Source organism: Haloferax namakaokahaiae (genome assembly GCF_042663225.1).
Classification (GTDB): Archaea; Halobacteriota; Halobacteria; order Halobacteriales; family Haloferacaceae; genus Haloferax; species Haloferax namakaokahaiae.
Window position 1 is genome coordinate 434,512 of sequence record NZ_JBHTAA010000001.1, and the last position, 21,974, is coordinate 456,485.

Genomic DNA, 21,974 nt, shown 5'->3' on the forward strand with positions numbered 1-21,974 from the left:
GCTAGCACCGACTGGTGAGGCAAGCAACGGATGGATTCATGCGGCTAGGTAACGTATTACGTGGCAGTCATGTTACGCACTGTACTCAGAGTCGTCGGTATCGTCGAGTTCTTTCGACCGGGTGCGCTCGTCCGGACTGCAGAGCGACTGGCGCTCGAAAACCCAGACGAGTGTGAGATGCGACCCTGGATGACTCCCGTGATGCGGAGTGAGGGGGCGATACTCATGGTCCTCGCGCGTCGGGGTGGGTCGTTGTCGTCGTTCAAGAAATTCGTCGGCGTCATCGGAGTCCTCGCCATGCTGTTCCCTCGCGCGTACGTCGATTACGGGAGCAAAATCGCCTACGCCGACGCAGGAAACTGCGAGTGGAAACCGTGGGTGTACCCGGCGACCCGACTCGTCGGCGTGTACTACGTACTCGTCGCGCTGAACGAATTCAGAAAGGGCACTGCCGAACCCCCCGTGGAAGAAAATTCGAGCGACCGCGAGTTCACGAGCCTACTCCGACGCGCCGCACCGCTACCGATTTCCGGTCGATAGATTACCAGTCGATAACTTCCTTCTTCCGCCAGAACTTCCCAGATTCGCTACCGGGCTTGAACCGCGCGAGCCACGTCGGCGTCTCCGCACCCTCTTCGACCGAGCGCGAGGCGTTCTCGCCGCCCATGTCGGTTCGGACCCATCCGGGGCAGACGGAGTTCGCAATCAGGCCGTCGTCGCCGTACTGGCCCTCCAAGTAAGCAGTCAGTCCGTTGATTGCGGTCTTCGAGATTCGATACGAGGGCGACCCGCCGGACTGTGCTTCGCCGATTGCGCCCATGCCCGAAGAGACGTTGACGACGCGCCCGCCGTCGTTCTGGAGGAGCAGCGGAACGGCGTGCTTGCACAGCAGCATCGGCCCGCGGACGTTGACACTCAGGGTCTTGTCGATAGCGTCGGTTGGCTCTGCGACGAGGTCGTTTCCGAACTCGCCGATACCGGCGTTGTTGACGAGGATATCCAGTCGGCCTTGGTCGGCGAAGATGCCGTCTACGACTTCTTCGATGTCGCCTTCTTGGGTCACGTCGAGGATGACGCGCTCGGTTCCCTCCGGCGTCTCGTTCAGCATGCTTCGGGACCCGGCGTAGACGGTTGCGCCGAGGTCACGGAGGTTGATTGCGATTTGGCGGCCGATACCGCGGTTCGCGCCCGTGACGAGGGCGACCTGTCCCGTCAGGTCGTCGTAGAGTTCGGGTTCCATACGGGGGTGTGAGAACTCGGGGCGGTTATTCTCACCGAAGGCGGGTGAGGTTACCTGCTGATTTCGAGTGGTTCGAACACATCCGCAGTCCACTCGTAGGCGTTCATCCGCCCATCTGGCGAGCAGATGAGATATACATAGCCCGGCCACGACGCCTGCTCGCGGTCAGTGGCACTCGGAACCGGTGCCGACTCGGGGTGCGAATGATAGAATCCGAGCACGGAATCGCCCGACTCCTCGACGCTTTCGATTTTCGTAAGGGTCTCTTGGGGGTCGAGTTCGTACGCGACGCGCGGCTCGTCGGCGACGTTGGAGACGGGGAGAATACGAGAGAGAGTGTTTCCAGTGCCGGCGAGGATGCCGCAGACCTCTGCTGGAGGGTCCCGCGATGCGCCCTCTCGGACGTGGTCGAGGAGTTCCTCGCGGGCGTTCGGTTCGAGCGTGAGCTTACTCGAAGTCACGGCGCATGGCGATTTCGAACCACGGGCACAGGCGCAGTTGGCGGTACCACTTGGGGTGGTCGTTGAGGTGCTCGTAGTCCACCCAGAGCATGCCGGCGATTTCTTCCTCGTCGGGGTCGAGCGTGGTGTCTTCGAGGGTGACCTTCAGGACGGCGCAGACCTCCCATTCGAGACCCGAGTTACCGTAGTAGCGCTTGTACTCGAACTTGTCCGTCACGCGCAGGTCGGAGTACTGGTCGGGCGTGATGCCGAGTTCCTCTTCGAGGCGCTGTTTCGTGGCGTCTTCTTGGCTCTGGCCCTCGACGGGGTGGGAGGCGACGGTGCCGTCCCAGTGGGTGTCCCACAGGCGCTTGTTGGGCGCGCGCTGAGCGAGGAGGAGTTGGCCCTCCTCGTTGAAGACGAGACACGTGAAAGCGCGGTGGCGGATGCCGTCGCCCGTGTGGGCCTCGAGGCGGTTCACCATTCCCTCTTTGTTGTCGTCGGAATCGACGGCGATGACATCTTGCATGGCGTTCTTGTGGAGTTCCGTGGCCTCGTCGGCCTGTGCGTCGCTCATGTCCTGTTCGTCGGAGTCGGGGGTCAATTATGCTTCGATGCGAACCGGAAATTCAGCCGAGTCGCTCGTCGAGAATGAGGCGCGTCTTCGTGCTCTTCACGTCGTCGTGCTCGCGCGCACGCGTGATGAGTCCGTTGACGGCGCGCGTGTCGGCGGCGTCTACGACGAGGACGATGTCTTCTTCGCCCGACACCTGCCAGACGAAGTCCACGTCCTCCCACTCGGCCATCCGCTCGGAGACGCTGTTCGTGTCCACGTCCACCGCGACGGTCACCTCTATCATCGCCTTCAGGTTCCCGGTTCGAGTGGAGATAGTAAAGCGCTCGATGACCCCGCTCTCGACCAAGCGTTCGACGCGGTTGCGGACGGTCCCCTCTGACGTGCCGACCTCGGCCGCAATCTCGGTGTTCGGCGTCCGAGCGTCCCGTCGAAGAATGTCGAGGATGCGCCGGTCCAAGTCGTCCATATCCCATTTGCACCCTCCACACTCTTACAGATTACGAATTTCGTAACTCGGCTTCGAAAGTAACACTTATGCACCCACATTCCGTTCGTATCTCGTAATGTCGGACGCCTACCTGGCTCTGGAGGATGGCCGCGTCGTCGAAGCGCGTGGCCGTGTTCCGGGTCGCACGCGCGGTGAACTGGTGTTCACAACTGCATACACTGGCTACGAAGAGAGTCTAACCGACCCTTCGTACGAAGAACAGGTTCTCACGTTCTCGTACCCCCTCATCGGTAACTACGGCGTCCGAGCCGAGCGATTCGAGTCCGACCGAATCCACCCCCGTGCCGCCGTCGCCCGCGAGTTCACCGACGAAGTCGTCGAGTGGCTCGCAGAAGAAGGCGTCCCTGCGGTGGACCACATCGACACCCGCGACATCGTCACGTCCGTCCGCGAGCAAGGCGCGATGAAAGTCGGTATCGTCGTCGGCGACGACGCGACGCCCGAGGCCGCGAAAGAAGAACTCGCAAAGTGCAAAGGCATGAGCGAACACACCGACATCGGCGCGCAGGTCACGACGACCGAGCCTGTGACCTACGAAGGCGACGGCGACACCACCGTCGCGCTCGTCGATTGCGGTGCGAAGAAGTCCATCGCAGAGTCGCTCGTCGCTCGCGGCGCGACCGTTCACGTCCTGCCCTACGACGCGACCGAAGCGGACGTCTCGGCGCTCTCGCCCGACATCCTGTTCATCTCGAACGGGCCGGGCGACCCCGAGAACTACACGGCGACACACGACCTCGTCGAAGCGTTCGCGGGTGAGGTTCCACTCGCCGGCATCTGCCTCGGCCAGCAAATCATCGCCAGCGCGCTCGGCGGCACCACCGAGAAGATGGCCTTCGGCCACCGCGGCGTCAACCAACCCGTCCGCGACCTCGACTCGGGGAAGGTCATCATGACGACGCAGAACCACGGCTACACCGTCGCCGAACCCGGCACCCTCGACGTGACCCAAGTCAACGTCAACGACGGCACTGCAGAAGGACTGGCCAGCACCGACCTGAACGTCATCACGCGTCAGTACCACCCCGAAGCCCACCCGGGTCCCCACGACTCGCTCGGCTTCTTCGACGACGTGCTTGCGATGGCCCCGGCGGGAAATGAGAAGACGCGGAAAGTCGTCGCCTCCGACTAACCGCGCACCACCACCGACGTTCGAGACGTATCTGACGGCGTTTGTGACGTATCTGACGACGTTCGAGACGCATCTGACGACGCCAGAGACACCGCCGTAGACTCCGCTGGTAGGCAATCGGTTACGTTACTTTTCCGAAGAAACCGTCAACTCGTTGTAGCGCATACGTGAGCGTATGGCAGACGTGTCGCTCATCGAACGCGGGTTCGATGAACTTCCGACAGAGGTGGCACTCCTCAACGGGTCAGGTGATATCGTCTACACGAATCGAGCGTGGCGAACGTTCGCCGAGGCGAACGAGTACGTCGGGTCTGTCGATTCGGTCGGCGTCAACTACTTCGACGTGTGTGATGCTGCCAGTGAGGAAGACGAACTCGCTGGCGTCGTCGCCGACGGCATCCGGTCGATTCTCGCCGGGCAGCGGGACATCTTCACGGCCGAATACCCGTGCCACTCTCCCTCCGTGTACCGGTGGTTCCTGCTGATTGCCGTCCCGTTTCTCACCCAACGCCACGGGAAGTTCGCGCTCGTGATGCACCTCGATATCACCGACCGACGGCTCGCCGAACTCCAGGTCAACGAGAAGAACCAGCATCTCACGATGCTCATGCACCTGTTCTCGTCGGAACTCACCGACGAACTCGAACGGGCGCGGGAGCTGACGCAGAAACTCGTCGAAGACGACGGCGAGGATGCCAGAGCGCTGCGAGAGACACTCAATCGAATCGAGTCGGTGCTGGGACGAAGTGTCGCGCTCGCCGACCAGACGCGAGTGGTAGAACTCGAACGGGTCGATTTCAGAGACGCGGCCACGCGAGCGTGGGGTGACCTCGGCCGACACGGTGACGTCTCGTGTCGCATCGTCGGCGACGGCACCTTCGACGCAGATAGACACCTCCTCGGGTTGCTTCTCGCGTCGATTCTGGTCAACCGAGTCGAGGGAAACGTGCAATCGAAAGCCCCGACGTACGTCGTTATCGGCACGACCACAGACGGTCTCTACATCGAAGACAACGGCACGCCACCGTCGAACGAACAGCGGACGATAGCCACCCCGGCGGGGCAGTTACTCGGCGTCGATTACGAATCGGTCGGTCTCTCGATTGCGAGTCGCATCGCCGACCTGCACGGCTGGTCGTTCGAAATCGTTGACTCAGAACTCGGCGGCATCCGCATCGAAGTAGACGGGATTTCGTGGGAGTGAGTCCGGTTACGACAGTTCGGCGTCCATGACGAACGTCGGTTCTTCGGCGAGACCGCTGTGGGTGTAGGCGACGTCGGAGGCCCACTCGACGCCTTCCGGGACGAGCACGCGCGTTCGGTCGGCACCGACTTCCGCGGCGTCCCGACGAACGGCGTCCATGAGCGCTTGACACGCCGGTTGTGAGTCCCACGCCGCGACGGCGTACTCCGCCCACGTCACCGTCTCGCCGTCGATTTCTCGGGCGTACGTGCGATTCCGATAGGTCATCCCCGAGACGCGGTCGTCGCCGACGACGAACAGGCGACCGTCGTCGGCCACGTCGTGGAGGCGCTCGCGCGTCAGTTCCGAGACGGCCCACGACTCGACCGGGTCGAGCGCGAGACCCTTCAGTTCGTGACGCGTGTCGCTGTCGGTCCAGAAGGCCCACGCGGCGTCCGCGTCGGTACTGACGCGCAGGTCGCTTTCGGCGTCGAGGTCGGGGTCGGGCGTGGCCCACCGGAACTCGATTCCGGGTTCGAATCCAGCCGCGCGTGCGGTGGAGAGACTCGGGATGTTCCACGAGTGAATCATGTTGCGAACGCGTTTCGCACCCTGTTCGCGCGCCCAGTCGAACAGCGCGTCGTTGAGTTTCGACGCGTAGCCCTGCTTTCGGTGGTCGGGTGCGACGCGCATGCCCTGTGCCCACGCCTCGTACTCCGAGAGCATCACCATCTGCGCGATGGCGACCACCTCGTCCGACGGCGTCTCGTCGCCGATATCGACGAGCAGGGTGACCTGCGTCTGCTCGCCCGGGTCTATCCAGTCGTGGTAGATATCGGGGATGTAGTCCGAGCCACCGCGGTCGGACCACGTGTCGCTCGTGAAGGCGGCGACGGCGTCGTAGTCGTCGGGTCGGGCGGATCGTATCTCCATTACTCCCACGGGACCGAGCGTTCGGTCAACTCGCCTTCGAGGTTCCGGCCCATCGCCTCGGCCGGGTCCGCGAGGTTCGCAAGCGCCCACATGAGTTTGACTTTGGCCGTCCCCGGCAGGGTGTCGCCCGCTTCGACGACGCCCGCATCGAGCAGGTCGCGGCCGGTGTCGTAGACGCGGTCACAGACGCGGCCTTCGAGACACTGCGAGGTCATGGCGACGACGGTGCCGTCCGCGACGAGTTCCTCGATGCGCGGAATGAGGTCGGTGTGGATGTGACCGAGACCCGTCCCTTCGATGATGAGACCGGACTTGCCGTCGAGGTAGTCCAGTGCCGCGGGGTCCATCCCCGGCGTGAACTTGACGAGTTCGACCTCGCTGTCGAGGTCGGCGTGGAGCGCGAGGTCCACCGACCCGCGTTCGGCGTAGTCGCGGCGGTAGGTGACCTCCTCCGCCTCGTAATCGACTTCGCCCAACGGTTTCGCGCCGATAGTCTGGAAGGCATCGCGCCGCGAGGTGTGGTTCTTGCGGACGCGAGTCCCTTCGTGGAGGGCGCACACGTCGTCGGACTCGGAGGCGTGCATGCAAATCATGACCTCCGCGGCGTCGGCTTTCGCGGCCTCGACGGCGCAGACGGCGTTCATCACGTTGTCCGAAGACGGGCGGTCGGCCGAGCGCTGACTGCCGGTGAAGACGATGGGAACCGGCGTATCGAGCATGTACGACATCGCCGACGCGGAGTACTGCATCGTGTCGGTGCCGTGCATGACGACGACGCCGTCCGCGCCCGCCTCTATCTCTTCGACGATTGCCTCGGCGAGGTTCACCCACACCTCGGGCGTCATGTTCTCCGAGAGGATGTTGGCGACGACCCGGCCGCGGTAGTTCGCGCGCCCGGCGAGGTCCGGGACGGCCCGAAGCACGTCTTCGGCGTCGAACTGCGCCGTCACCGCGCCCGTGCGGTAGTCCACCGTCGAGGCGATGGTGCCGCCGGTCGAGATGAGCGAAATCGTCGGGAGGTCGTCGTCGAACTCGATTTCGGAGGCCGCGCCCGTCTCCGACTGCGCGTCTTCGACGTCGTACACGTCGGTTTCGAGTACTTCCACGTCCGAGTCGTCGCGGTCCATGCCGATGTTGTAGCCGCCTTCGAGTTTGATGACGAGGTGGTCCTCGGTCGAAGAGGGCATCAAGACGCCTTCGTTCGTCACGTCTCCGCGCGTGACGCGGACACGGTCGCCTGCATTCATATCGCGGGATAGCGTGGCGGCAGACTTCAAACCCACCTTTTTACGGTTCGGGGTCGCCTTCGGCGACCCGCTCACCGCAAAAATCTGGACCAAAAAGTGCTGAGCGGCTCGTTTCTCTCGCCGCTCAGTACAACCTCTGGACAGCAACCTCGACCACTTCTAACACAAAAGCCATCCATCTCGCCCGCGACACCCTAGATATGCAACGGTCCGACCAACGCGAGTCCGAATCGTCTGTCGATGACATCCTCGCAGGGCTGAACCTCGACGACGAGGAGTCGGCCACGACGAAACGGGGTGGCAAGAGTGGCGGCCGACTCAGCGGTCTCTTCTCGCCGAAGACGTTCCTCCTCGCGCTCGTGCTCTCCGTCGTCGGTGGCATCATCGGCGGCGCAGTTCCAGTCGTCGGCTTTCTCGGTACCTTCCTCGGTATCGCCGCCGCTGGCTTCCTCCTCGGGATACTCGGTTCGACCCGTCGATACGCCGAAGTCGGTCTCGCCGGGGCAGTCGCCGCGGGGTTCGCGTTCCTCCTCTCGACGCTCCTGTCGGTGTTCGCGCCCTTCGCGCTCCAGTTGCTCGCCGAGTACGGAGTCGCCATCGCTGGCGTGGGTTCTGTGACGGGCGCGCTCGCTGGTCTCGTCGGACACTACTTCGGCCGAGATTTGCGGGACGGGTTGACCCGCGAGTTGTGAAACCCGACTTTTGAAAATCTAATTAGTTGATGTGCCATCCGTCGGTTCGGCGACTGACGAGTCCGCCCTCCGCGAGGCGGTGGAGCGCCGCATCGACGATTCCGGGGTCGGCGTTCAGTTCGCGCGCAATCGTGCGGACCGTCCGCGACCCGTGGGCGATGGCGGCGAGGATTTGCGCGTAAAACCGACTGTCGGCATCGACACCGAGGCGTTCGTTGATTCGGTCGAGAACCTCGGTGAGTCGGCCTTGGACCCACCGCTGAGCGAGCGAGAGTTCGTTGTCGAGTTCCTCTAAGTTCCCGAGTTCGCGCGCGAGCGAGGAGATGTCGTTGCTGTCCGACTGCTCGACTTCGAGCGAGACGTGTGGACATCGCCCTTTCATATCGAGGGTCGGACTCGGTGGATACGCGCTCTTGGCACCGAATCCGTAGGGTGAGACGTTCACCTCCAGTCTGAGGTTACGAGAGATGTGGAAGTACTTGCGCCGCTGGTCGTCGGTGTGTGATTCGATAAGCCCCGCCTCTTCGAGTTTTCGCAGGTGGTCGATGACGGCTTTTGGGCTGACGCCGAGGTACTCGCTAATCTCGGTGACGTAGCACGGTTTGTGCGAGAGTAGCCGCAGAATGCGGCGGCGGTTTTCGTTCCCGAGTAGGTCAAGCAGTACCGCGGAATCCATTACTCACCCATAGTCGGTAGGCGGGCAAAAGGTTGACTCATGGTGAATGCTACGCAGTCGCCCGATTAGCTTCGAGAGCGCTCGGTCAGCGATGAAAACGCTTGCGAAGCGAGGTAGACCGAGAGGAACGAGAGTCCGACCGTGATTCCAGCGAGGAGCAGACCGGCGTCGTACTTCAGCGGGGGATAGAACCCGAATCCGTAGTCGTACACGTCGTTGACCAACGCGAGGGCGAGCGCGAATCCGAGCGCGCCGCGCGTCGTCGCGCCGTACTTCGGGATGAGGAGCGCGAGGCCGAGAAAGCCGATGTGGGTGAGCATGATTCCCCAGTAGTCCCACAGGAGTGCCCCAGAAAAGCCGAAGTAGAGGTCGGGCCGGAGGTTGAGCGCGACGGCCGTCCAGATACCGTACTTGACGAGCCAGACGAACGCGAGGGTGTGGAGATATGCGAGCGGTCGATTTACGGGTGCGTCGGCAACACGCTTGCCGAGGTTCGGGAGCAACGTCGCCGCCGAGAGCGTCATCAACGCGAGTGCCGTCGGTGAGTCTCCAAACAGTGGGTAGAGAAACGTCGGAACGTCCGCGAGCGACGGGTCCGAGTGGACGTAGAAGCTCACGCCGACGAGGAACGCCGAGGCGTTGAGCGCGAGAAAGACGACGAGACTCGGGCCGTTGCCGAGGTAGTACTCGGCCCAGTCGTCGAGTCTCGAATCGAACTCCCGTGCGATATCACGAAGCCCCATCGCCGAGTCGAACGGTGCGCCCGGAGAAAAGGCCGTCGGGACGGTGTGTGAACCCGTCTCAGGTATCACACCTGCCGAGAGCAAAGGACAATTACCGCGGGACGCCGAAGCACCGGCATGGACGCAGCACTCATCATCCTCGATGGCTGGGGACTCGGCGAACACGACCGCCGAAGCGCTATCGAGGCGGCCGCAACGCCGAACTTCGACCGCTACCGTGACACTGGCGCGTTCGGTACGCTCATCGTGGACGGCCGCCGCGTCGGTCTGCCGGAAGGCCAGATGGGCAACAGCGAAGTCGGCCACCTCAACATCGGCGCTGGTCGCGTCGTCAAACAGGCCTACACCCGCATCGGCGACAGCATCGAAGACGGGTCGTTCGACGAGAACGAGGCCGTCACCGACGCGCTCGACCACGCCAAAGAGACCGGCGGGCGCGTCCACCTCATGGGTCTCGTCTCCGACGGCGGCGTTCACTCCGACCAAGACCACCTCTCCGCGCTCATCCGACTCGCGGCAGAACACGGCGTCGAAGCCGTCTCACACGCCTTCACCGACGGCCGCGACACCAGTCCGACCGGCGGCGAGGCGTACCTCGCGGACCTCGAAGCAGTCATCGACGAACACGGAACCGGACAGGTCGCCACCGTCTCCGGGCGCTACTACGCGATGGACCGCGACCAGAACTGGGAGCGCACCAAGCGCGCGTACGACGCAATCGTCGAGCGCGAGGCCGAGTGGACTGCCGACAGCGCCGTCGAAGCGGTCACCGACTCCTACGCCCGCGGCGACACCGACGAGTTCGTCGAACCGACGCTCGTCGATGACGCGCCCGCCCTCGAAGACGGCGACAGTGTCATCTTCTTCAACTTCCGGTCCGACCGCGCTCGCCAACTCGTGCGTATGCTCTGCGATATCGAACCCGCGTGGGAGTTCGAGACCACGCCCCCGGAGATTCTCATGACGACGATGACGCAGTACGACAAGACGTTCGCCATCCCCGTCGCCTTCCCGCCGGAGCAACCCGAAGACACGCTCGGCGAGGTGCTCTCGGCGGCCGGCAAGACGCAGATGCGACTCGCGGAGTCCGAGAAGTATCCGCACGTCACCTACTTCCTCAACGGCGGCCGCGAAGTCGAGTTCGACGGCGAGATTCGCAGTATCGTCAAGAGTCCCGACGTGCCGACCTACGACCTCCAACCCGAGATGTCGGCCGAGGAACTCACCGACACCGCCATCGACATCATCGAATCGGACGACCCGAACGTGATGGTTCTCAACTACGCGAACCCCGACATGGTCGGTCACACGGGCGACTACGACGCCGCAATCGCCGCCGTCGAAGCGGTTGACGAGCAACTCGGCCGACTGGTCGAGGCGGTCCAGTCGCACGGCGGGCACGTCTGTCTCACCGCCGACCACGGCAACGCCGACGATATGGGCACCGAAGACGACCCGAACACGGCCCACACGTACAACCCCGTCCCGTTCGTCTACCTCACCCCCGAGGCGAGCGACGAGGACGCCGAGCACCCCTACTCGGGCGGCCGCGTGATTCGAGACGATGGCTCGCTGTGTGATATCGCGCCCACGCTGCTCGAACTCGTCGGCGTGGACCAGCCATCGGCGATGACGGGCCAGTCGCTCCTCGACTGAGACCGGCTACGCGCTCCCATTTTCTAGCCAGCCCTACTGATGCTGGCCGACGTTTGCCCGTTCGTTTTCTCGATTCTCTCGATAGTAGCGATAGGCAGGCCCGACGAGCAGTGCGACACCACCGAGGGCGATGAGCGCGATGAACTCCGGATGGAGGACTGCATCGAGCGACTCGGTCGTGAGTGTCTCGACCGACGCGCCCGCGACGACACCCGCGACGGCCCACGGAATCTCACCGAGTGCGGTCCCGAGGACGAACGCGCCGAGCGGGACGTTCGCCACGCCGGATGCGACAGAGACAACGTCCGACGGGAGCGGAATCAGCCGACTCGCCGTGACGCCTCTGACCGTCCCCGTCACCGAAATCGCCTCTTCGCCAATCTCCGCGAGTCGCCCGCCACGCCCGTATCGACGGGCGACGAGGTAGGGCGGGATGCTCGTCGCCACGATGAGTGCGAGTGCGAACGGGATGCCAATCGGGCCGAACCCGTACCCAATCAGGAGCGCGAGGAGCGTCGTCGGCCACGCGAGAAACGGCCGAATCGCCGCGAGCGCGAGTGCGACAGCGACGAGTCGAACCGGGTCGGCGGCGACCCACGCGGCGCGCTCGGTGACTGCCGCCGGTGAGACGACGAACGCCCCGATAGCGAGGGCGGCAATCACTCCTCCGGCGATAAAACGGGTGCGGGTCACGGCGCTTGCACTTCATCGACGAGGCGCGACCAAACCCTTTGTGCTTCGGAGCGTTTTAGCCGCCTGCGACTCGACTGTGTGGCGAGTCGTGACTGAACGAGAGCCTGAGCGCGTCGAACTCGCGCTCGAACTGCTCGCCCACATCGAAGCCGACGAACTCTCGCTCGCGGAGGTCGTAGACCGCATCGAGACGGTGACGACGGACCCGTCGCTCACGCGTGACATCCTCGATACCGCCGAGATGCGCGGCATCATCGAGCGCGACGGCGCGAGGGTTTACCACCGACGCGGTGGGACGTTCGTCAGATTCGAGAGCCAAGTCGTCCAGCGAGAGGGCGAGTTCGACTGTCGCCGCTGCGGGGCGTCGATTTCGACCGGCCACTTCGTCAAATTCGAATCCGGCGAACTCGGGCCGTTCGGCTCGTCGTGTATCAGGAAAGTACTCGGCCGCGAGTAGTTCCGAGTGCTCGGCCGCGAGTAGACGAGTCGGCGAGCGAAACACGCTGTCGTCGGTCGTTATCGGCCGCGACGAAGTTCCTCGATGAGTTGTTCGAGGAGCTGTTGCTGCTGTTGAATCTGCTCGGTCTGCGCTTCGACGACCTCTCGGAGTGTCTCGATTTCGGCCTCGAGGTCGGCGTGAGACGATTCTGCGTGCGACGAATCGGCGGCCGATTCGAAAGCGGAGCCTTCGAATCCGAGGTCCGCCGCGTCGGCGACGGCGTTCTGCGTCGATTCGCTCGTTTTTGCCGTGGCTCCAGCAGCGCCAGACGTCGCTTCGACGGTCTGTTCGACGGCCTGTTGTGCGCCGTCTTCGTCGCTTCGAGTCGCGTTCTTCGGCTCCTCGGCGAGTTCTCCGGGGTTCGCACTGAGGGGGTCGGGACCTGCGCCGAAGTCTGTATTGTCGCGGTCGGCGTCCGCTTCGTCTTCCTCGTCGGGGGCGACGCTCAGGCGGAACTCTTCGAGACTGCCGACGCCGTGGTGTGCACAGAGCGACGAGGAGAGACTCTCGCGGACGAGACGCGCCTGTTCGTTCGGCGTCTTGAACCGCTCTTGGCGGCCGTTTGACGTGAGGACGACGGTCGTTGCGACGCTTCCGGACTCGAATTCGAGGTCGGTCACGTCGTCGTAGTGGTACGCGTCGTAATCTTCGTCCCAGACGGCACTGCCGATGTGGCGGACGAGGCGGTGCTCGGCGACGATGAGCGTGAGTTCGCTAAAGCGGAACGCCTGGACGACAGATTCGTCGGCGTCGAGGACGCCCGCGCTCGTGAGCACACCTTCGAGAATCGGCTGGAGTGCTTCGTCGAGACGTTTTACTGAGAGTCCGAACTTCTCACTCCCGTCGAGTCCGTAATCGAGGAGAATCTTCCCCTTTCGACGCCCTTCGCTCACCGAGATTCGCTCGGCGTTGAGCGGGTATTCATCGACTGACTCGTCGGAGAGCAGGCCTTCTGCGCGGTAGACCAGCGTCCGTGACGGCGTCACGAACAGTTCGTCCTCACCTCCGAGATGGATGCGCGAAACCACGGTCTCGCCGTCGAGGGCCGACTGGACGATCTCCGGTTGGCTCATGCGTGGGACCACCCAGTGTTAGAGCATAAATCCGTGGGTGATTCTTCCAATCGAGTACTGTGGTGACGCGACCCGCACCCAGATAAGATGAGAAGGTTAAATACTACCACCGCACAACGCCAAGTTGAGCCCGGGTGGCTTAGCTGGACATAGCGCCGCACTCATAGGGTTTCACAATCGGTGCGGAACGCCTTGGAAGCCTCCGCCCCCCGCGAAGTCATGCCGGCTTCGCACCTGGGACATGCGGAGATCGTGGGTTCGGAGCCCACCCCGGGCACTATCTTCTACTGAATCTACTCCCTGAGAACGTAGTTCATCCGTTGAATTTGCAGAGCGCCGTTCTCTGTGCGTTCACACCTGAATCACGTACGCCGACGCATCCCGATACTCGTTCGGCAGGTCGCCGATGCCCCAGCCTTCGCCGGTCGTCTCGATGTAGTAGTATTTGCGGTCCTCGTAGGTCCAGTAGTAGCCCGGCAAGTCGTCGCCGTAGATGCCGACGGCCATGTGCCCCGGCGGTTGAATCAACACCATGTCGTAGCCGAACGGTTCGCTCTGGAGAATCCCGGCGAGCATGATACTCGTGTCCTCGCAGTCGCCGCCGAGTTCGACCAACGTCTCGATGCTGAACTTCGTGAAGTCGTCGTAGCCGGTCGAGACGCTATCGGGGACGTAGGGGAGGCGTTGGACGAAGTCGATGACGAACTCGACTTTCATCCGTTTGTCGGTGAAGCCGATATCCTCCGCGATGCCGTCCAATAAATCTGCGAACTCGGCGGCGAAGCCGTTCTGCATCTCGTACTGGACGAACTCCGGCCGACTCCGACCGTGGTCTCGCCGCCACGCCGCGGCGTAGGCACTCTTGAAGATGTAGTACGAGGCCTCCCAGTTCTGCCCGTTCGTTCGCCCGTAGATGGTGAAATCGAACACGCCCTCGGCGTTCGTTCGGACGTACTCGTCGGTCGCTTCCGATTCGAGACCCGCCAATTCGTCCGGCGTCACGCGGGCGATTTCCGATGCACCAGACTGGAGCGTGAACGGGTCGCTCTCGCCGACGTGGGTCACGTCGTTCGAACTGAGTGAGTCTATCGATTCGCCTTCCGGGACGAAGAACGCGAGATAGTGGAGGGTCTCGTCTCTCGCTTCCTCGGGAACGTCGATATCGACGGTCACCGATGTCGAGTTACTATTCCCCATCTCGACGCTCGTTCGACCCGAAGCGAACGACCCAGCGCGGGGAAACTCAGCGAGCGAGACGTAGAGGTCCGAATTTTTGGTAGAGTATCCCTCGACACTCTCTTTCCACAACCGCACGGTGACCGAGTGCTGGGAGTACGACACGATGTGATTCCGCCGGTCGAACACCGCTGGATTGCGTGCAGTCAGTCCCTCCACGTCTTCGGAAGCGACTGTCGTGGACGCCGTGGTCGGTTCGGGTGTCGGCGTGGCGGTTGGCGACTCTGTGGTCGTCACCTGTGTTGTCGTCGTCGCCGTCGTCGTCTTCGCTGCTTGGGTCGTCGATTCGAGGTCCGACCGACGCGAGACTGACGGGTCACGAGGCGCGTAATCCTCCGAGTCGATCACGCCATCGCCATCCGTATCCTGAATTTGAGAACCGCCGCCGCCGGTACAACCCGCGAGTCCACCGAGCGCCGCAGACCCAATCCCAGCGAGAACAGACCGTCGTGAGGGACCGACTGTCTCCTCACGTGTTCTATCCGTCATACCTACACATCCGCTCGTCACGGTGTTGAATCCACCTGCTCGAACGGACGCGAACGATTCGAGTACGAAAATCAGCGCCGCCGCTCACCGGTCGAGCGTCGAAAGAATGGAAAAGGCCGGGAAAATCCCGGTAGTTAGCTATCGGCGTTAGTCGCGGCGGATAGCGAGGAGTGCCGCAGCGACGAGTGCGACGAGGGCAACAGCGACGCCGAAGCCGGGCGTACCAGTCGAGGTCTCGCCTTCGCCACCGTCAGTGGTGGTTTCTTCAGCGGCCGTCGTCGTGGTTTCCTCAGCTGCGGTCGTCGTGGTTTCCTCAGCCGTGGTCGTCGTGGTTTCCTCAGCCGTGGTCGTCGTCTCGGTTGCCGTCGTTTCCGTTTCCACGGACTCGACAACGTTACCGTCAACTTCGACGTCAGGAGCGACGCCACCGTCAGCCGTCACGGTGAAGGTGTCGTCAACAGCCTGTTCGCTGAAGTCGAACGTGCCCGTGAACGTACCGTTCTCGGTCACGTAGACGGTTGCCGTCTTGAGGAAGCGAGGCTGGGTGTCACCCGAGGAGCGCACGCGGAGCGTGATCTCCGTACCGGGTGCCGTGTTCGACGTGCCCGAGATGGTCACGTCAGCCGTGTTGGTGACGTTGACCGGGTCACTGTCGAAGTCGTGCTCAGCCTCGACGTTCTCGTAGGACGTGGATGCCGAGGAGTCTTCGTCAACGAGCGCGACGCCCGAGTCAGGGTCCTCGAACATCTTGAACTCGACGTCGAACTGGTCGTCGTCGGCGACGTCAACGGAGTTCGTCTCGCCGCTGTCGATGACACCGTTGTCGTTCGTGTCACGAACTGCCTCGACGTCTTCCGAGTTGTAGACGACGAAGTAGGTGTCGTTGCTACCGTCAGCGATGACGGTTGCGTTCGTCAGGTTGAGGATCTTGGGGTCGCGGTTCGGGCCAGGGTTACTCTGGTTGACCGTCAGCTGGTAGGAGCCGCTGTCGAAGAAGTTCGACACCGTCTCGTCGCCTTCGGGGTCAACCGTACCTTCGAGACCCGCTGCTTCGATCTGGATGACAACCTTGTCGCCGAAGGCGATTTCGGAGTCTTCGGTCAGGTTGCCGTTTTCGAGTGCCTCAGAGACCTCGTCGAGGTCGCTGACACTCTCTGCGTCAGGAGCGGTCCACGTGCGGACGTTTTCGACGCCGCCTTCCTCGAGGACGAGGGTTGCGACGTTCTCAGCGTTACCCGCGGAGGTACCGGTCTGGACTTCGAGGTCGTAGTCGCCAGCGTCGATGAGGTCCGAGGTGTTCTCGGTGACTTCCGTCTGACCATCGTCGCCGGTGAGAATCTCGTCGTCGCTGTCTTCGACGTCGAAGACGTCGTTGACGTTCGTCGAGGTGGACTCAGCGGAGTTCCAGAGGACGACGACTTCGCCGTCGTCGTTACCGTCCTCGACGGTGACGTTTGCTGCGTAGCCCTGGTCGGACGTACCGATGGACAGAGTTGCAGTGTCAGCGTTTTCGAGCAGGACCGGGATAGCGACGACGTCACCGCGCTCGTCGGTGACGACGGACTCGTTGAAGTCGGCGCTACCTTCTTCGGCTTCGGAGACGGTCACCGTGTCGGAGGTGGCCGTGACACTGGAGCCGGTGTCGGTGACTTCGACGGTGTAGTCGCCAGCGTCGATGTCCTCGTCAGCGACGTCGAAGGAGAATTCGTATTCACCTTGGCCGTTGAGCGAAGCATCTTCGATGGTTGCGACTTCTTCGTCGTCGTCGTCAAGCACTGCGATGTCGATGGTGCGGCCGCCCGCGTTGGCGGAGACCGTACCCTCGATGGTGTCTTCGGTCGTGACGTTCAGGTCGTCAACCGAGATTTCGAGACCGAGGTCCGTAACGTCAATCTGACCGCTGGAACTGCCAACGGTGTAGTTGTACGTTTCGAGTTCGCGGTTGGACGTGTCGAAGACGAAAACCTGCGAGTTCGTTCCGGTGGAACCGGAGAACTGGTAGTTTTCGCTGTCGTCCTGCGTGTCGTCGGACTCGATGTCAACGGTCGTGTCCGTTGCGTTGTCAGTGATGGCGACGATTTCGCCCTGGTACGCGTTCGGGCTGTTACCGTTTGCGGTGACCGTCGCAACCGTGACAGAGACGTTGCCGTCGTCGTCGAGACCGTCGAGTTCGTTACCGGAGACGTCAGTCACGTCGCTACCGACGTTGAGTTCGACGTCGCCAGTGACGACTGCGCTCGTCTCGAGGATGAGCTGACCGTCAGCGCCGTAGTTGACGTTCGTGATTGCGTTGTTGACTTCTTCTCCGTCCTGGTAGAGCGCGAAGTCGCTGGCGGTGATGCCAGTGTCGAACTGTTCGTCGATGACGAGCTCGATGACTGCCTCGTCGTTGGACGTGTCGTTGTCGTAGTGGACAACGGAGTCAATCTCAGGGGCCTCGGAGTCGGAGATTGCGAAGCTCGTGGTGGAGTTGTTGACGATCGAGTCGTTCGTGTAAACGAAGATCGTGTACGTACCACCGTTCACGTCGCTCACGTCGAGCGTCTCGCTGAGCGAGGTTGCGCCACCGAGCGAGTTGTTAGTCGTAGACGGTTCGCTTCCGTCGAGTGCGCCGTCGCCGTCGACGTCGACGAACGCTGTTGCGTTCGCCTCGTCGCCGTCAAGCGTGGCGTTCACAGTCAGCGTAGAGCCGGACTGTGACGCGTCGACAGCAGACGGATCGGCAGCGGCAGTTCCCGTAAACGCGATGGACCCGGCGAAGACCGAGAAGACCATCAGCGCAGCGAGAAGTACCGCGCGGATTTGCTTATTGCGTGTCATGGTTTGATGGGTGTTGCAGTCGGGGACATCGCTTTCGTCTGTCCTCGCGTTAAACCACTCCGAGCAGAACTCGGGCCGAGGGAGAGGTACTCACAGATGCCTCCATGGGCAGGGGTACAGTTCGTATTCTTGACCCTTTCCGGTAAATACTTTGTGTGATTGACGCGAGTCAATACGTTTAAAATCGGGACGTACGAGGCTCGAAAAGCCAGCCTATGCCACAAAGGTTTTGTATAGTAGGTGTATTGTCATCTAGCGCGTGCGCACGCCACCTTGGGTAGAAACGGCGTCCCCCGTTTCCGGGGGGCATCTCCGTTTTCAGAGTGACTAACTGCAATAGCGAGGCATGCGCGTGCGAGAAACGATCACCCGTTCTCGTCGGACTCGATCTCCCCACGTCCAAGTACCGTATTGTTGTTCATCGCGTGTGCCCACGCCGCGCGCGAGACGCTGATTCGCAGTTCGAACGAACGTGGCAATGAAACGACCAACAACGTCTAAGGAGTTCTCCCTATGGCTCCGAAATCGGATGACATTGCGTACTTAAAGACTGTATAAAGGGCATATTAATGAGTAAAATAAACCCCTAAATGTGTTGCTAAGTTGTCACCCACATTTAAGTTAGTTGGGAGATACGTGGCGATTGGATACACGAAGACGGATGCCGGGCAGGGATTCGGGCCGACACCCACACCCACTGCGCACACTGCGCAACGGCATGACCTCGTCAGGCGTGTTCGGAACACAAACCATGCAACTCAAACAGCTCTTCACGGAAGACCGTGCAGTCAGCCCAGTCATCGGGGTCATCCTGATGGTGGCCATCACAGTGATTCTCGCTGCAGTCATCGGCACGTTCGTGCTCGGACTCGGCGACCAAGTGAGCGAGACCGCACCGCAGGCGAGTTTCAGCTTCGATTACAACGGTTCTACGGGCCTCACTATTACCCACGAGAGTGGTGAAGCAATTCCAACCAGTCAGATCAACATTACTGGTGACAAACTTCCAGCAAACCCGACGTTCTCAGCTGGAGGCGACAACCAAGTAAGTGCTGGTGAGTCCGCCGACATCACTCTGACGTCTGCATTTACTGATGGAGACACTGTTCGCGTCGTCTGGACCTCAGAAAGCGGCAGTTCCTCTTCGACCCTCCAGAAGTGGACTTACAACGGATAATGAACGTCAAACAACTCCTCGCTGACGAAGATGCGGTGTCGCCAGTCATTGGCGTCATCCTGATGGTGGCCATCACGGTCATCCTCGCCGCAGTCATTGGCACGTTCGTGCTCGGACTCGGTGACCAAGTGAGCACGACTGCACCGCAAGCGAGTTTCGGCTTCGACTATGATGATGCCGGAAATGGTAACCTCACTGTTACACACGAAAGTGGCACCTCGATTGCTTCGTCACAGGTTAACGTGACTAGTAGCGAAGCAATCAATAGCAGTACGGCAGGTGCTGGTGTGACTGCAGCTCAAAGCCTCTCCTGGGAGGATCTCTCTGGAAGCTCTGCAGACATCTCTGCTGGTTCATCGATTACTGTCCACACAGACAGCGGAACGATTGGTGACAACACCGTCCGAATCGTCTGGTCTGACGAGTCCGGTTCCAACTCTGCAACGCTGCAGAAGTGGTCTGGTCCCGACGCGTAATCGACTAACCGCCCTTCCTTTCAGCATCTTTCGCAATCCCCGATAGTATTACAACCGACCCGCGAGACACATCAACTCGTAGTACATTCACGAATTATGAAACTACGAACCCTCTTTACAGACGACACTGCTGTCTCGCCGGTCATCGGGGTCATCCTGATGGTTGCGATTACCGTCATCCTCGCCGCAGTCATCGGCACCTTCGTGCTCGGACTCGGTGAGCAGACGGCCACTGCGCCGCAAGCGAGTTTCGGCTTCGACTACAACGGTAGTGCCGGAAATCTCACAATCACCCACGAGAGCGGCCAGTCGATTGATGCGACGCAGGTTAACGTGACATCGACGGTTGCCTTGGATGACGCCGGAGACAACCCTCTAGCTGGACCGAATGAGAAATCTGAAAGTTGGAATGGCTTGTCGGGCGTTGACGAAATTTCTGCTGGAGAACAAGTGGTTGTGCAAGAACAGAATACCGATGACCTCGACGACGCAACCGTCCGCCTCGTCTGGACTGACGAATCCGGTTCCACGTCGGCGACGCTCCAGAAGTGGACTGGTCCTGACGCCTAATCCGGCGAAAAACGACTTTTTTTGACGACGGTTCGGTCTTAGACGGCGCGGCCGCCTTCAGACGTGCCGACGAGATACGTCCCCGCGACGAGTGCGGCGGCGGCGGGCACGAGCGCGTACGTCAAGAGTGACGTTTGAGCGACATTGGGAAGCGCGCCGGGCAGGAGTCCGACCGTTCCGATGAGTATCAATACGAGGCCAAGGAGCACTTGGCGCGAGCTGAGCAGTCCCATACTGTCTGTCTTTGAGGAAGCACACAATATGGACTTTGCGCTTTCGGTTGCGACGGCTACTCGTACTGCAACTCGCCCGCGGCGACGACGACCGGAAGCCAGTTCTCTTCCGGGGGGAGCGGGCAGTCGAACGTCTCCGAGAACGCACAGAAGGGGTTGTACGCGAGGTTGAAATCGACGACAATCTCGTCGAGGTCCGAAAGCGGGCCGTCGGGCGTCAGTTCCATGTATCGCCCGCCGGGGTAGGTCTGCTGTCCGGTGGTCTTGTCGCGGAAGGGAACGAAGAGCGTGGGCGACTGGTCGTGCTCCTGTCGATAGGCCCCGAGTTCGAGCGACTGGTCCCGGAGTTCGAAGTGGAACGTGGCGACCCGAAGATACCGGACTTCGCGGTCGGCGGAGGTGTCCATCGTGACCGGTTCGGGGTCGGCGTGGGTCTCGACGCGTGCTGTCACGCGAGCGTCCGGGCTCGGTTCGAAGTAGTCGAGACCATCGAACCCGTCCCTCTCGGCGGGGGGAATCGGCGATTGCGGGTGCTCTGCGAAGAATTCGTCCTTCTCGGTGCGCTTTGCCCGGAGTTCGGAGACGTACGCGTCGGAGTCGAACGCGTCGGCGTCGGTCATGGAAGGCCCTTGCGCTCGCGGCCACCTACACCTGACGGTTCAGACCGAGCGCTGGTGTTTGGCCTGGGCGATGCGCTCGAACTGGTCGGTCGTAAGGTCGAGTTCCGCGGCGAGCAGGTCCTCTTCGAGTTGCGTGGGTGTTCGAGCACCGATGATGGGTGCGGTGACTTGCGGGTGGGCCATGAGCCACGCCAGGCTGACCTGCGCCGGACTCGCGCCGACTTCCTCGGCGACCGATTCGACCACGTCGAGCACGTCGAAGTTCTCCGAGACGAGGTAGGAGTTCGCAAAGCGCTGGTCGTTCGCGGCGCGTGAGGCGGCCGGTGGGGCTTCGTTTCGGCGGTACTTCCCCGTCAAGAACCCGCCTGCGAGCGGCGACCACGGGATGACGCCGATGTCGTAGTCGGCACACATCTCCAGATAGTTGCCTTCGACCTCTCGGTTGACGGCGTTGTACCGCGGCTGAGCGAGTCGGAAGGGTTCGTAACCGCGTCGGTCTGCGAGTTCGTTCGCCTTCACGACTTTCCACGCGTTCGGGTCGAGCGTCGAGGTGCCGAGGTAGTTGACCTTGCCGTCGCGGACGAACGAGTCGAGCGTGCGCATGAACTCCTCGACGGGCGTCTCGTCGTCCCAACGGTGGATGTAGAGGAGGTCGATGTAGTCGGTTCCGAGGCGGTCGAGGATGCGGTCTATCTGGCGGCGGAGGTGTTTGCGGTTGAGACCCCGGCCGTTGGCGTCCTCGCGGGTGGGCCAAAATATCTTCGAGGCGATGACGAAGTCCTCGCGGTCACGCGTCTCCAACCACTCGCCGATGTACTCCTCGCTGGCTCCGTCGCCGTACATGTCGGCGGTGTCGATGAACGTGCCGCCCGCCTCGGCGAACGTATCGAGCAGTTCGTGGGCGCGTTCGACATCGACTTCGACCGCTCCGGTGTCGTTGCGTCGGCCGAAGCGCCACGTTCCGAATGCAATCTCCGAAACTTTCGTCCCGGTGTGACCGAGTGGGACCGTTTCGAGCGACATACCTGAACTCACACGCTGGCCGTGATAAATCGCCTCGA

Annotated in this window: 24 protein-coding genes and 1 tRNA gene; 10 read left to right on the forward strand and 15 right to left on the reverse strand. The window is 62.0% G+C overall.

Annotated elements, in window-relative coordinates; translation table 11 throughout:
• Positions 1 to 69 precede the first annotated feature (69 nt).
• Complete coding sequence (locus ACFQJC_RS02435; RefSeq protein WP_390221657.1) at positions 70 to 540, forward strand: hypothetical protein; 471 nt, start codon at positions 70 to 72, stop codon at positions 538 to 540.
• 1 nt (position 541) lies between these two features.
• On the opposite strand, the gene ACFQJC_RS02440 is transcribed toward ACFQJC_RS02435, so the two are convergent.
• From ACFQJC_RS02440 to ACFQJC_RS02455, 4 genes are read right to left on the reverse strand one after another with little or no spacing between them, the layout of a single operon-like run.
• The gene (locus ACFQJC_RS02440) at positions 542 to 1,240 is read right to left on the reverse strand and encodes an SDR family NAD(P)-dependent oxidoreductase (protein WP_390221658.1); all 699 of its coding nucleotides are present in this window, start codon (positions 1,238 to 1,240) and stop codon (positions 542 to 544) included.
• Positions 1,241 to 1,290: 50 nt separating this feature from the next.
• A complete protein-coding gene (locus ACFQJC_RS02445) occupies positions 1,291 to 1,701 on the reverse strand; it encodes a desampylase (RefSeq protein ID WP_390221659.1) in 411 nt (136 codons plus the stop codon).
• Positions 1,688 to 2,257, reverse strand: coding sequence for an NUDIX hydrolase (locus tag ACFQJC_RS02450; RefSeq protein ID WP_390221660.1), 570 nt, complete (start codon positions 2,255 to 2,257; stop codon positions 1,688 to 1,690). The genes ACFQJC_RS02445 and ACFQJC_RS02450 overlap by 14 nt, the downstream gene beginning before the upstream one ends.
• A 52-nt stretch (positions 2,258 to 2,309) precedes the next feature.
• Positions 2,310 to 2,723, reverse strand: a complete 414-nt coding sequence (locus tag ACFQJC_RS02455; protein WP_390221661.1) for an Lrp/AsnC family transcriptional regulator — start codon at positions 2,721 to 2,723, stop codon at positions 2,310 to 2,312.
• Between the two features lie 97 nt (positions 2,724 to 2,820).
• Between ACFQJC_RS02455 and carA the strand changes: the two genes are divergently transcribed.
• Both carA and ACFQJC_RS02465 read left to right on the forward strand, forming a co-directional pair.
• Complete coding sequence (gene carA, locus ACFQJC_RS02460) at positions 2,821 to 3,897, forward strand: glutamine-hydrolyzing carbamoyl-phosphate synthase small subunit (protein WP_390221662.1); 1,077 nt, start codon at positions 2,821 to 2,823, stop codon at positions 3,895 to 3,897.
• Between the two features lie 175 nt (positions 3,898 to 4,072).
• A complete protein-coding gene (locus tag ACFQJC_RS02465) occupies positions 4,073 to 5,101 on the forward strand; it encodes a PAS domain-containing sensor histidine kinase (RefSeq protein ID WP_390221663.1) in 1,029 nt (342 codons plus the stop codon).
• 6 nt (positions 5,102 to 5,107) lie between these two features.
• Here the strand turns inward: ACFQJC_RS02465 and ACFQJC_RS02470 are convergent, their stop codons facing one another.
• Positions 5,108 to 6,013: a GNAT family N-acetyltransferase gene (locus ACFQJC_RS02470; RefSeq protein WP_390221664.1), complete on the reverse strand. Its 906-nt coding sequence runs from the start codon at positions 6,011 to 6,013 to the stop codon at positions 5,108 to 5,110.
• Positions 6,013 to 7,260 carry a Glu-tRNA(Gln) amidotransferase subunit GatD gene (gatD, locus tag ACFQJC_RS02475; protein WP_390221665.1) on the reverse strand — a complete coding sequence of 416 codons (1,248 nt, stop codon included), beginning with the start codon at positions 7,258 to 7,260 and terminating at the stop codon, positions 6,013 to 6,015. The genes ACFQJC_RS02470 and gatD overlap by 1 nt, the downstream gene beginning before the upstream one ends.
• A 200-nt stretch (positions 7,261 to 7,460) precedes the next feature.
• Between gatD and ACFQJC_RS02480 the strand changes: the two genes are divergently transcribed.
• Positions 7,461 to 7,952, forward strand: a complete 492-nt coding sequence (locus ACFQJC_RS02480; protein ID WP_390221666.1) for a hypothetical protein — start codon at positions 7,461 to 7,463, stop codon at positions 7,950 to 7,952.
• Between the two features lie 22 nt (positions 7,953 to 7,974).
• On the opposite strand, the gene ACFQJC_RS02485 is transcribed toward ACFQJC_RS02480, so the two are convergent.
• Both ACFQJC_RS02485 and ACFQJC_RS02490 read right to left on the reverse strand, forming a co-directional pair.
• Entirely contained in the window at positions 7,975 to 8,628 is a 654-nt protein-coding gene (locus ACFQJC_RS02485; protein WP_390221667.1) for an ArsR family transcriptional regulator, read from the reverse strand.
• Between the two features lie 65 nt (positions 8,629 to 8,693).
• On the reverse strand, positions 8,694 to 9,371 hold the full coding sequence (locus ACFQJC_RS02490) for a DUF1405 domain-containing protein (protein ID WP_390222323.1): 678 nt from the start codon (positions 9,369 to 9,371) through the stop codon (positions 8,694 to 8,696).
• 117 nt (positions 9,372 to 9,488) lie between these two features.
• Here ACFQJC_RS02490 and gpmI point away from each other — a divergent pair, with 117 nt between their 5' ends.
• Positions 9,489 to 11,027 (forward strand): 2,3-bisphosphoglycerate-independent phosphoglycerate mutase, encoded by a 1,539-nt coding sequence (gene gpmI / locus ACFQJC_RS02495; protein ID WP_390221668.1) that lies wholly within the window; start codon positions 9,489 to 9,491, stop codon positions 11,025 to 11,027.
• 33 nt (positions 11,028 to 11,060) lie between these two features.
• Here gpmI and ACFQJC_RS02500 read toward each other — a convergent pair whose 3' ends face one another.
• Positions 11,061 to 11,720: a TVP38/TMEM64 family protein gene (locus ACFQJC_RS02500; protein ID WP_390221669.1), complete on the reverse strand. Its 660-nt coding sequence runs from the start codon at positions 11,718 to 11,720 to the stop codon at positions 11,061 to 11,063.
• 88 nt (positions 11,721 to 11,808) lie between these two features.
• Here ACFQJC_RS02500 and ACFQJC_RS02505 point away from each other — a divergent pair, with 88 nt between their 5' ends.
• A complete protein-coding gene (locus tag ACFQJC_RS02505) occupies positions 11,809 to 12,177 on the forward strand; it encodes a DUF5830 family protein (RefSeq protein ID WP_390221670.1) in 369 nt (122 codons plus the stop codon).
• 59 nt (positions 12,178 to 12,236) lie between these two features.
• Here the strand turns inward: ACFQJC_RS02505 and ACFQJC_RS02510 are convergent, their stop codons facing one another.
• Complete coding sequence (locus ACFQJC_RS02510) at positions 12,237 to 13,292, reverse strand: DUF7115 domain-containing protein (RefSeq protein ID WP_390221671.1); 1,056 nt, start codon at positions 13,290 to 13,292, stop codon at positions 12,237 to 12,239.
• Between the two features lie 128 nt (positions 13,293 to 13,420).
• On the opposite strand from ACFQJC_RS02510, the gene ACFQJC_RS02515 reads away from it, so the two are divergent.
• Positions 13,421 to 13,569 (forward strand) — tRNA-Met (locus ACFQJC_RS02515).
• A 74-nt stretch (positions 13,570 to 13,643) separates the two neighbouring features.
• Here ACFQJC_RS02515 and ACFQJC_RS02520 read toward each other — a convergent pair.
• Positions 13,644 to 15,017 (reverse strand): hypothetical protein, encoded by a 1,374-nt coding sequence (locus ACFQJC_RS02520; RefSeq protein WP_390221672.1) that lies wholly within the window; start codon positions 15,015 to 15,017, stop codon positions 13,644 to 13,646.
• 147 nt (positions 15,018 to 15,164) lie between these two features.
• A complete protein-coding gene (locus ACFQJC_RS02525) occupies positions 15,165 to 17,837 on the reverse strand; it encodes a DUF7827 domain-containing protein (RefSeq protein ID WP_390221673.1) in 2,673 nt (890 codons plus the stop codon).
• A 751-nt stretch (positions 17,838 to 18,588) separates the two neighbouring features.
• On the opposite strand from ACFQJC_RS02525, the gene ACFQJC_RS02530 reads away from it, so the two are divergent.
• From ACFQJC_RS02530 to ACFQJC_RS02540, 3 genes are all read left to right on the forward strand, one after another.
• Positions 18,589 to 19,014 (forward strand): type IV pilin domain-containing protein, encoded by a 426-nt coding sequence (locus ACFQJC_RS02530; protein ID WP_390221674.1) that lies wholly within the window; start codon positions 18,589 to 18,591, stop codon positions 19,012 to 19,014.
• Positions 19,014 to 19,490, forward strand: a complete 477-nt coding sequence (locus ACFQJC_RS02535; protein ID WP_390221675.1) for a type IV pilin domain-containing protein — start codon at positions 19,014 to 19,016, stop codon at positions 19,488 to 19,490. Before ACFQJC_RS02530 ends, ACFQJC_RS02535 begins: the two co-directional genes overlap by 1 nt.
• A 96-nt stretch (positions 19,491 to 19,586) precedes the next feature.
• A complete protein-coding gene (locus tag ACFQJC_RS02540) occupies positions 19,587 to 20,060 on the forward strand; it encodes a type IV pilin domain-containing protein (RefSeq protein ID WP_390221676.1) in 474 nt (157 codons plus the stop codon).
• Positions 20,061 to 20,098: 38 nt separating this feature from the next.
• Here ACFQJC_RS02540 and ACFQJC_RS02545 read toward each other — a convergent pair whose 3' ends face one another.
• The 3 genes from ACFQJC_RS02545 to ACFQJC_RS02555 are packed head-to-tail and all read right to left on the reverse strand — an operon-like array spanning position 20,099 to position 21,936.
• Positions 20,099 to 20,293 (reverse strand): DUF8178 family membrane protein, encoded by a 195-nt coding sequence (locus tag ACFQJC_RS02545; protein WP_390221677.1) that lies wholly within the window; start codon positions 20,291 to 20,293, stop codon positions 20,099 to 20,101.
• Positions 20,294 to 20,349: 56 nt separating this feature from the next.
• Entirely contained in the window at positions 20,350 to 20,913 is a 564-nt protein-coding gene (locus tag ACFQJC_RS02550; RefSeq protein ID WP_390221678.1) for a DUF1684 domain-containing protein, read from the reverse strand.
• A 39-nt stretch (positions 20,914 to 20,952) separates the two neighbouring features.
• Positions 20,953 to 21,936, reverse strand: a complete 984-nt coding sequence (locus ACFQJC_RS02555; RefSeq protein ID WP_390221679.1) for an aldo/keto reductase — start codon at positions 21,934 to 21,936, stop codon at positions 20,953 to 20,955.
• Between the last annotated feature and the right edge of the window lie 38 nt (positions 21,937 to 21,974).